The sequence below is a fragment of the uncultured Halomonas sp. genome (assembly GCF_947501415.1).
Classification (GTDB): Bacteria; Pseudomonadota; Gammaproteobacteria; order Pseudomonadales; family Halomonadaceae; genus Halomonas.
Window position 1 is genome coordinate 233,361 of record NZ_CANMVL010000002.1, and the last position, 13,942, is coordinate 247,302.

Annotated in this window: 12 protein-coding genes, 1 tRNA gene and 1 pseudogene; 10 read left to right on the plus strand and 4 right to left on the minus strand. The window is 60.8% G+C overall.

Translation table 11 applies throughout. The features are described from left to right. Positions 1–268: 268 nt before the first annotated feature. From Q0894_RS01805 to Q0894_RS01815, 3 genes and pseudogenes are all read left to right on the plus strand, one after another. Positions 269–571: pseudogene (locus Q0894_RS01805) on the plus strand (DUF883 family protein); the annotation flags it as partial. A gap of 2 nt (positions 572–573) precedes the next feature. Then, a complete protein-coding gene (locus tag Q0894_RS01810; protein WP_299230966.1) occupies positions 574–1,989 on the plus strand; it encodes an amidase in 1,416 nt (471 codons plus the stop codon). Positions 1,990–2,045: 56 nt separating this feature from the next. Beyond that, the gene (locus tag Q0894_RS01815; protein WP_299230968.1) at positions 2,046–2,447 is read left to right on the plus strand and encodes an ectoine synthase; all 402 of its coding nucleotides are present in this window, start codon (positions 2,046–2,048) and stop codon (positions 2,445–2,447) included. On the opposite strand, the gene Q0894_RS01820 is transcribed toward Q0894_RS01815, so the two are convergent. Continuing rightward, positions 2,444–3,619, minus strand: coding sequence for an NAD(P)/FAD-dependent oxidoreductase (locus tag Q0894_RS01820; protein WP_299230970.1), 1,176 nt, complete (start codon positions 3,617–3,619; stop codon positions 2,444–2,446). The genes Q0894_RS01815 and Q0894_RS01820 overlap by 4 nt on opposite strands. Before the next feature lie 262 nt (positions 3,620–3,881). On the opposite strand from Q0894_RS01820, the gene Q0894_RS01825 reads away from it, so the two are divergent. Beyond that, entirely contained in the window at positions 3,882–4,976 is a 1,095-nt protein-coding gene (locus Q0894_RS01825; RefSeq protein WP_299230972.1) for an efflux RND transporter periplasmic adaptor subunit, read from the plus strand. Then, a complete protein-coding gene (locus Q0894_RS01830; RefSeq protein WP_299230974.1) occupies positions 4,976–8,089 on the plus strand; it encodes an efflux RND transporter permease subunit in 3,114 nt (1,037 codons plus the stop codon). Before Q0894_RS01825 ends, Q0894_RS01830 begins: the two co-directional genes overlap by 1 nt. 68 nt (positions 8,090–8,157) lie before the next feature. On the opposite strand, the gene Q0894_RS01835 is transcribed toward Q0894_RS01830, so the two are convergent. After that, positions 8,158–8,586, minus strand: coding sequence for a DUF3617 family protein (locus Q0894_RS01835; RefSeq protein WP_299230976.1), 429 nt, complete (start codon positions 8,584–8,586; stop codon positions 8,158–8,160). A 201-nt stretch (positions 8,587–8,787) separates the two neighbouring features. Here Q0894_RS01835 and Q0894_RS01840 point away from each other — a divergent pair. The 5 genes from Q0894_RS01840 to Q0894_RS01860 all read left to right on the plus strand — a co-directional run bounded on the left by Q0894_RS01840 (position 8,788) and on the right by Q0894_RS01860 (position 12,152). Then, positions 8,788–8,875: transfer RNA gene (locus Q0894_RS01840), tRNA-Ser, on the plus strand. A gap of 362 nt (positions 8,876–9,237) precedes the next feature. Then, entirely contained in the window at positions 9,238–9,429 is a 192-nt protein-coding gene (locus Q0894_RS01845; RefSeq protein ID WP_299231210.1) for a S24 family peptidase, read from the plus strand. 18 nt (positions 9,430–9,447) lie between these two features. After that, on the plus strand, positions 9,448–10,560 hold the full coding sequence (locus tag Q0894_RS01850; protein ID WP_299230978.1) for a nucleoid-associated protein: 1,113 nt from the start codon (positions 9,448–9,450) through the stop codon (positions 10,558–10,560). Positions 10,561–10,667: 107 nt separating this feature from the next. Further along, positions 10,668–11,795, plus strand: a complete 1,128-nt coding sequence (locus Q0894_RS01855; RefSeq protein WP_299230981.1) for a hypothetical protein — start codon at positions 10,668–10,670, stop codon at positions 11,793–11,795. A gap of 18 nt (positions 11,796–11,813) precedes the next feature. Then, positions 11,814–12,152, plus strand: coding sequence for an SOS response-associated peptidase family protein (locus Q0894_RS01860; protein ID WP_299230983.1), 339 nt, complete (start codon positions 11,814–11,816; stop codon positions 12,150–12,152). Positions 12,153–12,337: 185 nt separating this feature from the next. Here the strand turns inward: Q0894_RS01860 and Q0894_RS01865 are convergent, their stop codons facing one another. After that, positions 12,338–13,234, minus strand: a complete 897-nt coding sequence (locus Q0894_RS01865; RefSeq protein ID WP_299230985.1) for a mechanosensitive ion channel family protein — start codon at positions 13,232–13,234, stop codon at positions 12,338–12,340. A gap of 140 nt (positions 13,235–13,374) precedes the next feature. Continuing rightward, positions 13,375–13,878 (minus strand): lactoylglutathione lyase family protein, encoded by a 504-nt coding sequence (locus tag Q0894_RS01870; RefSeq protein ID WP_299230987.1) that lies wholly within the window; start codon positions 13,876–13,878, stop codon positions 13,375–13,377. Between the last annotated feature and the right edge of the window lie 64 nt (positions 13,879–13,942).

A 13,942-nucleotide genomic window follows, 5' to 3' on the forward strand; every position in this document is an offset into this window, starting at 1 on the left:
CATGATGCCGCGAGATGCCGAAGGCGGCCAGCGGCTGGGTAATCCCGGGGGTGATCGCTTACGCCAGCCCCCTTTTAAGCTGCTCTATGCCTGCTATGCTGGAGCTGAACTCACCGTCACAGGGAAGAGCTCGATGGCACAACAACCCAATACTCGATCCCGGGGCACGCGCGAACAGGGAGAGCAGAAATCGCGCTCCCGCAGCACCGCCAAGTCGACCGGCCAGTCGCGTACCCAAGAGTCCAACGCCCAGTCGCGTACCCAAGAGTCCACCGCCCAGCTCAGGGAGGACCTGCATCAGCTGACGCAGACCATCGAGGAGCTGATCGGTGCCACCGCCGACGACTCCCGCAGCAATATCAAGGCGCTTCGCGATCGCGCCGAGAAGCGTCTCAAGGAGACCCGCGAGCGCCTGGAGTCCCGCGGTGAGCGCCTCTACGGGGAGGCCCGCGACACCGTGGAGCACCGCCTCGATGTCAGCGACCGCTACGTTCACGATAACCCCTGGACCAGCCTCGGCATCGGTGCCGCTTTCGGGGTCATCATCGGCATGCTGATAGGAAGGCGCTAACCATGCAAGACACCGACCTCGGCCTGATGACGGCCGACCAGCTGATCGAACTCTACCGCACCGGCAAGGCCTCCCCACTGGAGGCCACACGTGCCGCCCTGGAGCGCATCCAGCGCTTCAATGATCAGGTCAACGCCTTCACCCATGTCGACAGCGAGGGCGCCGAGCGTGCCGCCAAGGCCTCGGCAAGACGCTGGGGCCAGGGTCGGCCCCTGGGCAAGCTGGATGGCATACCGGTCACGCTGAAGGATCTCACCGACGTGGCTGGCATGCCGTCGCGCGAAGGCTCGCTCACCACCTCCGACGCTCCCTGTGAGCACGACGCACCGCCGACAGCGCGACTGCGCGAAGCCGGGGCGGTGCTGCTGGGCAAGACCAACACCCCCGAGTTCGGCTGGAAGGCGGTGACCGACAATCGCGTCTTTGGCGCCACCTGTAACCCCTGGGATACTCGGCTCACCCCCGGGGGCTCCTCGGGCGGTGCGGCGGTCGCCGCCGCTCTCAACATGGGAGTGCTGCACCAGGGGGGCGACTCCGGGGGCTCCATCCGCATCCCGGCGGCCTTCACCGGGGTCTTCGGCTTCAAGCCTACCTTCGGCTGGACGCCCCAGTGGCCACCCGCCAAGGAGCCGACCCTGTCGCATATCGGGCCGCTCACCCGTACCGTGCGGGATGCCGTGCATATGCTCAACGCGATTGGTCGTTACGATTACCGCGACCCCTACGCCACACGTGGTCAGCCCGAGGACTGGGGGGTGGACCTCGACAAGAGCCTCAAGGGGTTGCGAATCGCTTATTCGCCCGATCTCGGCTATGCCAAGGTCGATCCGCAGATCGCTCAGCGGGTGCGCGAGGCCGCCGAGAAGCTCGAGGCGCTGGGGGCCGAGGTCACTGAAATCCACCCCGGTTTCGAATCGCCAATCGATATCTTTCGCCGCCTGTGGTTCACGGCATCGCTGGAGCTGTGGTCTCAGTGCGACGAAACACAGCGTCAGCAGCTGGACCCGGGATTGGTCGAGAACGCGCGCCGTGCCGAGGAGTGGTCGGCGGTGGACCTGTTCCGCGCCCTGGCCGACCGTGCGCGTCTCACCGAGCAGCTGGAGCACTTCAATCAGCGCTACCACCTGCTGATGACGCCCTCGGTGGCCATCCCGCCCTTCGAGGTGAACCATCAGGTCCCTCCCGGCAGCGACATGCGCGACTGGGAGGAGTGGGCCCCCTTCTCCTACCCTTTCAATCTCAGCCAGCAGCCGGCGGCGTCGATCCCCTGCGGCTTCACCGACGCCGGACTGCCGGTAGGTTTCCAGCTGGCCGGCGGCAAGTTCGACGATATCCGTGTGCTGCGCGCCAGCCATGCCTTCATGGAAGCCCATCCACCACGCTTCCCTTCGATTCCCGACCCCTCTCAGGAGGTCTGAATCGCTCGCAGGAAGTCCCGGCTACCACCGCCCAGCATCGTCACAGGAGGCGCACCATGATCATTCGTACCCATAAGGATGCCGAAGACAACGCCATCGACGAGGAGAAATTCATCAGCCGACGCTACACCCTGCGCAAGGATGGCATGGGGCATTCGCTCCACGAGACCACCATCAAGCCCGGCCAGGCTCTTCACATGTGGTATCGCAACCACAAGGAGAGCGTGATCTGCATCGAGGGTCGTGGCCAGATAGAAGATCTGACCGAGGGCGGAAAATGGGACCTGGAGCCCGGCGTGATGTATGCGCTGGACAAGAATCAGCAGCATATTCTCAGCAGCGAGAAGGGCATGACGGTGCTGTGCGTGTTCACGCCGGCGCTGGTCGGCCCCGAGGACCACGACGAGCAGGGCAGCTACCCCCTGCTAGATGACGACGGCAGCGTTCTGCAGCGCTAGAGGCTTGATCCGCAGGCCACACCGCTGGCCCAGGCCCATTGGAAGTTGTGGCCTCCCAGCTCGCCGGTCACATCCAGCACTTCCCCGATGAAGCGCAGCTGAGGCAACCCCGCCACCGCAAAGTCCCGTGAGGATACCGCACTGGTATCCACCCCACCCAGGGTCACCTCGGCGGTGCGCCACCCTTCGGTGCCGGCGGGCTTGAGGCGCCAGCGATTAAGCGCCTCGGCCCACCCCTGCAGTCGCGCATTGCCACACTCGGCCAGCACGCCATCATCGTTCTGCCACTCGACCAGCGCCTGGGCGAGACGCCTGGGCAGGCGCTCGCCCAGCCAGGTAGAGAGGCGCCGCTTCGGCGTCTCCTGGCGCGCCGCACACAGCGCGGCGAAGGCGTCTTCGCCGGGCAGCAGATCGATCACGATCTCGTCACCAGGCTGCCAGTGACTGGAGACCTGCAGCATGGCCGGTCCCGACAGGCCGCGGTGGGTAAACAGCATGGGCTCGCGATAGCGCCCTTCACGGCAACGGGTCTCCACCTCGCAGCTCACCCCCGCCAGCGCCTCCGCTCGCGCCTTCCAGTGTGATGTCAGGGTGAAGGGCACCAGCGCGGGGCGGGTGTCGGTCACCTCCAGCCCGAACTGGCGGGCGATCTCGTAGCCGAAGCCGCTGGCCCCCATGGTGGGAATCGAGAGACCACCGCTGGCCACCACCAGCGCCCCGGCATCGAACGTGCCGGCGGAGGTCGCCAGGCGAACGCCCTCCCCCAGGCGCTCCACCGAGTCGATACTCGTCTTCAGGCGGATCTCCACTCCCGCCCAGTCGCACTCGGTCAGCAGCACGCGCAGGATCTCCTTGGCGGAATCGGCGCAGAACAGCTGCCCCGGGGCCTTCTCGACATACTCGACCCCGTGGCGCTCGACCAGCTCCAGAAAGTGCTCGGGCCGATAACGCTTGAGCGCCGAGATGCAGAAGTGGGGATTGCCCGAAAAGAAGTTGGCCGGTGTGGAGTTGAGGTTGGTGAAGTTGCAACGCCCCCCACCGGACATCAGGATCTTCTTGCCGGCCTTGTTGGCATGGTCCACCACCAGCACCCGCCGCCCCGCATAACCGGCATTCAGGGCACACATCAGCCCAGCGGCGCCGGCGCCGATCACCACTACATCGTATGTCACCCTGCTCTCCTCTCGGCCATTGCCCGTACCGCCTGCGGCGAGGCGCGCATTCTAGCAGCCCCATCGCCGGGCGCCGAGAGTGGCCAGTGGTGTACAAGCCTTGTACATTTGACTCCCTTGGGCGACACGCTGGCTTGTGAATAGCGGGTTGTGAAAAGCGAGTTGTGAAAAGTTGCCACACTCTCATGGCCACGCCCGAGTAAGCTATTCGATAACGCCGTTGACCGTTGCCCGACCACCGCCTACCGACAAGATTGCCTCCATGCCGCTACGCTCCCTCCTTCGTTTACTGCCCCTGCTGTCGGGTCTGCTGCTGATGGTGGCCTCACCGCTACAGGCGCAGCAGCCCACGGCGGTGATCGCCGCCGAAGCGCACCTGGACGCCTGGTCCGACCCACTGGCGTCGCTGGGAACCCTGCGCGCCGATGAGAGCGTCACGCTCTCGGCCACGGTGACCGACACCGTGGCACAGCTCAACTTCCGCGATGGCGAGGAGGTCGAGGCGGGTCAGCTGCTGGTTCGCCTGGCCGATGACGAGGCCCAGGCCGACCTGCGCGCCGCCCAGGCGTTACGGGAGGAGCGTCGCAATGCGGTCAATCGCCTGACCCAGCTGCAGCAGCGCAATCTGGCCCCACGGGGAGACCTGGAGGATGCCCGCTCGCGCCTGCGCCAGGTCGAGGCCGAGATCCAGGCCCTGGAGGCACGACTCAGCGACTACCGTCTGCGGGCTCCCTTCAGCGGTCGTGTGGGCTTTCGCAACGTCAGCGTGGGTACCCTGGTCTCCCCGGGTACCGAGCTTGTGACCCTGGACAAGCTCGACGTGATGAAGCTCGACTTCACCCTGCCGGAGCTGACGCTGGGCGAGATCTCTCCGGGGCTGACCCTGAGCGCCACCAGCGCCGCCTATCCGGACACCGTCTTCGGCGCCGAGATCGCCAGCATCGGCACCCGGGTCGACCCGGTGAGCCGCAGTGTGACCGTGCGGGCGTTGATCGACAATCCCGAGGGCAAGCTGCGCCCCGGGATGTTGATGAACGTGGTGGTACAGCGTAAGGCACGCCAGGCTCTGGTGATCCCCGAGTCGGCGCTGATCCCCGAGGGGCGCCGCCAGTTCGTGATGACCCTGACCCCGGATGACGAGCATCGCGTGACGCGTCGCGAGGTCACCATCGGTGCCCGCCGCAAGGGGGAGGTCGAAATTCTCGCCGGCCTGAAGGCGGGGCAGCTGGTGGTGGCCCACGGAACCGAACGAGTGCGCGACGGCCAGCCGACCCGCCTGCTGGGCATTCTCGATGACACCACCAGCGTGTCCGAGCTGTTGCGTCGAGACCGTGATGCGGCGGGGGCCAGCGGCTGATGCGCCTCTCCGATCTCTCCGTTCAGCGGCCGGTGCTGGCCACGGTGCTGGCCGCCCTGATCGTGGCCTTCGGCCTGCTCGCTCTTCAGCGTTTGCCGCTGCAGGAGTACCCCACCATCGATCCACCCATCGTCAGCGTCAACACCGGCTACCCCGGCGCCTCGGCCAGCGTGGTGGAGGCACGTATCACCCAGGTGCTGGAGGATCGCATCGCCGGGGTCTCCGGTATCGAGGTGATATCCTCCTCGAGCCGGGATGGGCGTTCCAGCATCAATATCGAGTTCGGCCTCGACCGGGATATCGACTCGGCTGCCAACGATATCCGCGACCGCATCTCCGACGCCGCCGGCAATCTGCCCGACGAGGCCGACCCACCCGAGGTGGAGAAGGCCGACTCCAGCTCCCAGGTCGTGATCTGGCTGTCGCTCTCCGGTGAGGGCTACACCATGGCCGAGCTCACCGATTACGCCAACCGCTACCTGGTGGACCGCTTCTCCATCCAGCCGGGGGTCTCGCGCGTCATCATCGGCGGCGGCCGCGAGTACGCCATGCGGGTGTGGCTGGATGCGGATGCCATGGCCGCCCGGGGCCTCACCGCCGGTGACATCGAGGATGCGCTGCGTGCCGATAACGTCGAGCTCCCCGGCGGCTCCCTCGAGTCCAGCGAGCGACAGTTCATCGTTCGTCTGCCACGCGGCTTCGCGACCCCGGAGGACTTCCGTAGCCTGGTGCTGGACAAGGCCGACAACGGCTATCTGGTGCGCCTGGGTGACGTGGCCCGGGTGGAGATCGGCGCCGTGGAGGAACGCACCATCTTCCGCGGTAACGGCACGCCACTGGTGGGACTGGGCATGGTCAAGCAGTCCACCGCCAACGTGCTGGAGATCTCCCGCGAGGTACAGGCCGAGGTGGCGCGCCAGCAGCCGAAACTGCCCGAGGGCATGACCCTGGCGCTCAACTTCGACGCCTCGGTGTTCGTCGAGGGGGCCATCTCCCAGGTGGTGCAGACCCTGTTTATCGCCATGGGCCTGGTAGTGGTGGCGATCTTCCTGTTCCTGGGCAATCTGCGCACCACCCTGATCCCCGCGGTGACCGTACCCATCGCCCTGATCGGCACCTTCGGTGCCCTGGCCATGATGGGCTTCACCATCAATCTGCTCACCCTGCTGGCCCTGGTGCTGGCCATCGGCCTGATCGTCGATGACGCCATCGTGGTGCTGGAGAACATCCATCGGCGCATGCATGATCATGGCGAGACCCCGCTGGTGGCGGCGTTTCGCGGTACCCGCCAGATTGCCTTCGCGGTGATCGCCACCACCCTGGTACTGATCGCTGTCTTCGTGCCGCTGAGCTTTCTGCAGGGCGATATCGGCCGGCTCTTCTCGGAGTTCGCCCTGACCCTTGCCGCCGCGGTGGCCATCTCCAGCCTGCTGGCGTTGACCCTGACGCCGATGATGGCATCCAAGCTCCTCACGACCAGCCTGCACGAGGGCCGCCTCGCCCGGGGCGTGCAGTGGGCGCTGGAGCACTCCCGCTGCATCTATCGCCGCCTGCTCGAGCGCGCCCTCAAGCTACGCCTGCTGGTGATGGCACTGCTCGTCGCGGTGATCGGCGGCATGCTCTGGCTCAATGCCAAGTTGCCCAACGAGTACACCCCCAAGGAGGACCGCGGCAACTTCTGGGTACTGGTCAATGGTCCACCCGGTGCCACCTACGACTACATGCTCGACTACATGAACGAGATCGAGGCGCGACTGCTGCCGATGATCGAGGATGGCGAGGTCGATCGCGTGCTGGTGCGCGCGCCACTCGGCTGGGGCAATATCGAGAATTTCAACAGCGGCTTCGTCATCATCAACCTGGCCGACTGGGACAGCCGCCGTTCCGCCTGGACGATCATGGCCGAGGTTCGTGGCAAGTTGGCCGACCTGCCCGGCGTGCGTGCCTTCCCGGTGATGCGTCAGGGCTTCGGGGTCAGCGTCGAGAAGCCCGTGCAGTTCGTGCTCGGTGGCGGCAGCTACGAGGAGCTCGAGGCCTGGCGCGACACCCTCTTCGCCCATATCCGCGAGGACAACCCCCGCCTCACCGGGCTGGACAGCGACTATGAAGAGACCCAGCCCCAGCTCCAGGTCGATATCGACTACCAGCGGGCCGCCGAGCTCGGGGTCACCGTCACCGAGATCGGGCGCACCCTGGAGACCCTGCTGGGGGGGCGCACCGCCACTCGCTATATCGATGACGGCGAGGAGTACGACGTCATTCTCGAGGGTGAGCCCGGCGCACGGCCCAGTCCGCAAAGCCTGGAGAGCCTGCGGGTGCGCTCACAGCGCAGCGGCGAGCTGATCCCCCTGGCCAGCCTGGTGAGCCTGAGCGACTTCGCCGGTCCCAGCACCCTGAATCGCTTCAACCGGCTGCGTGCCATCACCCTCGAGGCGGACCTCGCCGACGGCTATCCGCTGGGGGAGGCGCTGAGCTATCTGGAGGAGACGGTTCGCGAGCTGCTGCCCCCCGAGGCCCAGACCGACGTCAAGGGCGCCTCTCGCGACTTCCAGGAGGCGAGTGACGCCACCGGCTTCCTGCTGGGACTGGGCATTCTAGTGGTCTTCCTGGTGCTCGCCGGACAGTTCGAGAGCTTCGTGCACCCCTTCGTGATCATGCTCAGCGTGCCCCTGGCCATCTGCGGCGCTCTACTGGGGCTCTACGTCACCGGCCAGTCACTGAACATCTACAGCCAGGTGGGGCTGGTGATGCTGGTGGGGCTCGCCGCCAAGAACGGCATCCTGATCGTGGAGTTCGCCAACCAGCTGCGCGATCAGGGCTGGGCCTTCCACGAGGCGCTGGTGGAGGCCTCGGTGACCCGCCTGCGCCCCATCGTGATGACCGCCGTTACCACCATGGCCGGCGCCATACCGCTGATCATCTCCAGCGGTGCCGGTGCCGAGACGCGCCTGGTGATCGGCATCGTCATCCTCTGTGGCCTGGCAGCCGCCACCCTGTTCACCCTGTTCGTGGTACCGGTGGCCTACGACCTGCTGGCGCGGCGTACCGGTTCGCCCGGCGACGTTACCAAACGCCTGGAGCGAGAAATGGAGGCCGCCCCGGAAGGACCGTGAACCCGCGCAAGGCAAGACGGCCACCCCAGGGTGGCCGTCTTGCGTTCAGGCGTAGTAAGGCAACGGAATCAGCAGTCGCCGACCCGCCGACCCTCGACCTCGGTGACCATCTCCATCTCGCCCACCTGCGGCGACTGAACGGTCACTTCGACGCGGCCCTCGGTGGTCTCACCCAGAAAATCCATATGGCCGACGATATCCGCCTGGCCACCCTCGGCCTGGCAGACCATGCGGTAGTCCATGCCATCGACGCCCACATTGTGTTCGATCAGCTCGCAGTTCTCCTCCTCCTCGATCATCTGGAAGTCGGGATCATTGAGATCGCCCTGGGCGATGCACTCGCGGGACGTCTCGGTCTGGTCAGGGAACGGCAGATCACCGGAGACCGAGGTGGTACTGGTGAACTCCCACTCCCCCGGCACGATATTGGGCGTCTCGGCCAGGGCGGACAAAGGCAGTGCCAGCAGCAGGCCGGCGAGCACGGGGCGTAAGGTCATGGGACTTTCCTGTCATGGATTCGCCCCCAGCATAACGAAGCCTCGCCCTCAGGCGTACCCCGGGGGCAGCACACAGACCCATCACCGGAGGGGGTTCAGGCAAATCACAGGAAACCGCTTGCATTCGCGCACTTAGGTCGATACTATGTGCGCCGTTCTGACGCGAAAGGGCCAACCGCCCCGGCGTGAGAACCACAATACGGAGGGGTGTCCGAGTGGTCGAAGGAGCACGCCTGGAAAGTGTGTAAGTCGAAAGGCTTCGAGGGTTCGAATCCCTCCCCCTCCGCCACCGAATATAGATAAGCCGCTGATTTCAGCGGCTTTTTCTTTTTCTATACCCTCACAGCCCATACTCCAGCCCATACTTTGTGCCTGGCTTCCACTGGCCTTCTCAGGATACTGTTGGACAGTGTGTCCCTCTTCTACCCCCCACGCCTTCCTTTTTCTCAAGGTTGCTGTCACCCACCTTGGTCGGTCACCTCCTAATTCAGGCATGATAGGCAGTACCTCTCTCAGGTAGTGTCGACCTAAGTGTTATGAGCAACACTAGGCCTAAGATTGGTATGCCAGCTTTCTGTTCGAATGTATTCACGACACGTGCAGGCAAGCACTGGTGTCGGCACCCAGGAGCGTCGATGGCGTACCTTGAACGTGTTCCTGCTGCTCGTACACGGCGAGCGGCGCATCAAGGGCGTGCAGCGCGTGGCCGGTGGCGCCTGGCTGCTGATCAGCGACAACCCGCGCTATGAGAAGGAATTGATCAAGCCGCAGGACATGAAGGACGTGGAGATCTTGGGGCGGTTGAGATTCGGATTGGCAAGCTTTCTAGGTTATAACAATTAGTTACGTCAGGGAGCGGTTATGTTTGAGCTTGTTCATGCTGTTATTCATAGCTTTTCAAAAGAGCCTCAGACAAATGTAATTAACGATGAAGTTAAGAAGGAAGAGTTGCTTGACTCACAAATGGATTCAGTTATTTCCCTCGTGGAAACTTTGAATAGTTTGTTAGGAAAGCCTGGAAATAATGTTGTCTGGGGGCAGTTTGCCGAAGATGGAAGGCAAGGGCGGTTTCCTGAAGCCACGGTTCAGTATCTTGATAACTTAGAGGATTCAAATGAATTTTTGTCTCTCTCTCATTTGGCTTTGGATGAGCTCGCTAGGCAGGCAAGGGAGGAGTTCTTGGCTACAGGGGGACATGTCTTAGTCTCCCTGTATAAGCAAAACAATATTCCTTTTATTCTTATTGCAAGCATCAAGCAGAGAGATGGTCTTAGGCTAGATGATAACTTGGTGCCTATTGGTGTTTCAGAGATAGATCTAAGCAAGATACATCAAGCTGCGAATATCAATCTTAATAAACTTCACCAAGTTAAGGGTGAGGAACATCAGGATGATGGTGAAGTAGAGGTTGATAGGACCTACCTATGCTTTATTAGTAAGGGTGATAAAGAGGCCTCAGGTTATTTTGTTGTAGCTCTTGGATGCACAAAGGGGATTGCATCGGCTCGGGCCACCAGAAGTGCCATTGATTTAGTGGATTCGTACTTTCGTGCTAATGCAGACTTGCGGCCTCATAGGCAAAGAGCTAAAGAAAATGTGGTTGCTTATCTTAAAAGAAAGTTAGGTGAAGGTGAGCCTGCTGTATTAGACGAGATATGTCGTGGTGCTGTGCAAGCTATACCTGCTGATAATGCCCAAGATGTTCAAAGGCATCATGAAGATCTGCTAGGGAGTTTGAACGATGAAGAGAATAAAGTTCCTGATGAGTTCACTGTTAATGCTCCGGCATTAAATCAGAGGGTTCGTATTAAGGGCAAGGCCACAAGGTGGGATGTTCAATTTGAAAAAGCAGCGCTGGGGGATACACCCGCTGCTGATGTATGGTACGATGAAGAAAATGGTAAGTTAGTTCTTTCTAATGTTCCTGAGGGTCTTGTGAGAAAGATAAATAAAGAGATCAGGGAAAGAGATTAGCATGTATGTTTGACATTGTAGTTGAGCTATACAGGTGTGTTGGGCGGCCTCCCATAAATCACGGAGTGTTCGAGTACTCCGGCACAGTTGATGACCATGCAATCAGCATGATTGATCGAGCTGAACGATTGCCGGAACAGTATGGGTATATTGATATCCATACCAAGAATGCTTCCTTTGTGGATTTTGAGTTTTCTCTTCCTGGAGGTGGGCAAGCTGCGTTTTATAATAATATTGGCGAGCTTGTTGAAAGGTTTAGCGGAGTTAGTAAAGGAGTTTTGCCTGATAGTTTTTATTTGATTGAAGAGAATTGGTCACCTTTTGATGATGATTCCAATGAAAGCTTTGAAAGGCTTCGGGATATTTGCTGTTTGATTAATTGGCTTGCTGAACTTTCTGTTAGCGTAGATGATGAATCTTCGCCCTATTACAACAACCTTTTCTTTGCAATCCCATCTACTGAAGGAAGGGCTCCTAAAACCTTTGTCGTTAAGACAAAGCTCACTTCTGAAGTGATTGGTTACCATTTGAGGCATGTGAAGCTGGTTGAAGCGCTTGTTGATCCCAAGCATGAAGGCAAGCTCCACATTGAAGAAAGGAGGATGATATTTCAGCTTTCTCTTGCGGATGTGTTGAGTCAGCATGGTCTTGAATCTGATTCACTGCTTTCGGTCGTAAAACACTGGGATCAGATTATTCTTGGCTATTGGAAAAATCTTCAATCTTATGTTCACGGATTTTCGTTTGATAAGATCCGCGTTGAAGTTGCTAATGCAGAGGTGGAGTACTCCACAAAGCTGAGTTCATCGCTTGGTGATATAGCTGGAAAGCTTTTGGCTTTGCCAGTTTCGTTGGCTGCGCTTCCTTACCTTTCTAAGTCTGAAGATAAATTTCAGTTTTCCGTTATTTCACTTGGCCTTTTCATGGTCTCAACAATCATATTGTGTATGGTTGTTAATCAGTGGATCATTGTTTCAAGGTTGAGGGCGAGTTTTGATGTTGTTTTTGAGCAGTTGAAAGAAAAGCTTTTAGGCTATCCTAAGAGTTTGAGGCTTGTTTTGTCTAAAACTTTGAAAAATGTCGATAGGCAAAGCAATCTTTTGTTTGTAACTTTTGTCTTGTTTATTGTTATATCTTTCGTCCCCATTGGTGGGGTTATATACTTGGCGGATGAAAGGTATGCTGTGCTAAGCGTGATTTATAGTAAAATCTTAACCTTCTTAGATTTCTTGTAATTGCTCAATTGATTTTCAATGTGTGGACGATTTGCTGTCTATAGCACATACCCCAAGCTCTCGCAGGCCTTGCGCCTACCGCTGGAGCCGGGTGAACTGACGCCGCGCTACAATGTGGCGCCGGGCACCTGGATCACTGTGGTGCGTCATCCCTTTGATGACGCGAAGCTGGTGATGGACGATGTGTGGTGGGGCTACCGGCCGCACTGGGCGAAGGAGAAGACGCCCGAGCCCATCAACGCCACCGTCGAGAAGGTGGCCACCTCCAACCACTTCCGCGGGGCATTCGCCGATCATCGCTGCCTGGTGCCGGCGGATGGCTGGTACGAGTGGCTGCCTCTGGATGGCAGGAAGTAGCCGCACTTCCAGTGCCGCGAGGGTCGCGAGCCGATCTGATAGGCGAGAAGATCAGGCTCCCAATTGCCCCTTCCCATGGACACTGGGTCCTTCCGAGTTGCGTTGGTCTCCAGCCGATCATCATGCAGTCTCAGATATCAGTGTCACAGAGCAAGAAAGTTGCACAGGACGCCGGACAGCCACCCTCACTCCCCCTCCTCCGGCTGGGCAGAAGCGATTGGTAGCGGTGAGCCAGGCTTGAACACCAACGTGCGGTAGGGAAATGGGATCTCGATGCCGTGCTCGTCGAGAGCACGCTTGATCGCGGCGACCACCTGGTCTCGAGAGGAGCGAATATCCACCGGCTTGGAGCCGGTCCACCAGGTCACCTCGAAGTCGACCGAGCTCTCGCCAAAGGCCTTGGCGAAGACCTGGATATCGCGCACATCATCACGCACCGAGTCGACATGGCGCACCGCGTCCCCGATCACCTCCCGGGCGGTATCGACGTCCTCATCGTAGGCGATGCCGACGATGATCGAGGTGCGCCTCACATCGCGGTCGGTGCGCACGATGACCGGGTTCTCGAACAGCAGGGCATTGGGCACCACGATGCGCTGGCCATCGGTGCGCCGAATATGGCTGTCGCGCACGGTGATCAGCTCAACCAGCCCCTCGACCTCATGCTCCTCCACGGCGATGTGATCGCCGATCTTGAACGGTTCGCGCCACAGGATCAGCAGACCGGCCAGGAAGTTCTCGAAGATATCCTTGAAGGCGAAGCCCACGGCCAGGGAGCCCAGGCCCAGCGTGGTTAACGCCTTGGCCGGGGTGACCGTGGGAAAGACGAGAGTGATCGCAACCAGCAGCCCGATCAGCCAGACCGCCAGATGGGTCAGCATGGCCAGCACATCGATCAGGTTGCGTCTCAGGCGCGCCCTTCGCGCCAGTCGACTCACCAGAGCGCCAAGCAGCCGCGCCATCCCCCAGGTCACCAGAATCAGCACCACGGCGGCCAACAGCCGCGGGCCGGCCTCGACCAGCCCACGAAGGTACTGTTCGACCTCCCCCATCAGCAGCGGCACGAACTGAATCTGCTCCATGGCCCGGACACCCTCTTATGGCTTGGCGACTCGCCGCGGGGACGATGCCGTACCTCCAGAGTAGCCGGGAATTGGTCCTGCCGGCGTCTCACCGGCGGCCACGGGGCTGGGTGACAGCTCGGCTGCCGCTTCGGCCAGCCTCAGGAAGCGTAGGCCCCGGCGGAGTAGGTCAGCTCATAGCTGTGGCTATAGATCTCGAGAATATTGCCGAAGGGGTCTTCCATATAGACCATGCGGAACGGCTTCTCGCCGGGGAAGTACTCCCTGACCGGCATGCGCTGCTTGCCACCGGCCGCGACAATGCGTTCGGCGAGCCCTTCCACGTCGGGGTCCTGGATACAGAAGTGGAAGATGCCGGTCTTCCAGTACTCGAAGTTGTTCTCGGGAGCTTGCTGATCCTTGAACTCGAACAGCTCGACGCCGACCCGGTCGCCGGTCGACAGGTGAGCGATGCGGAACGACTCCCAGCCCGGCCCGAAGACATCACTGCACATCGTGCCGATGGCGGAGTCGTCCTCGACGATGGTGGTGGGCTCCATGATCACGTACCAGCCGAGAACCTCGGTGTAGAACGCGACGGCCGCCTCGACATCGGGTACCGAAATGCCGATATGCGAGAAGGTGCGGGGATAGGGCTGACTCATGACGAAGACTCCTGTTGGTCGTCCGGAATATGACGTTGGCCATGCTAGGTGGCGCAGGTCATAA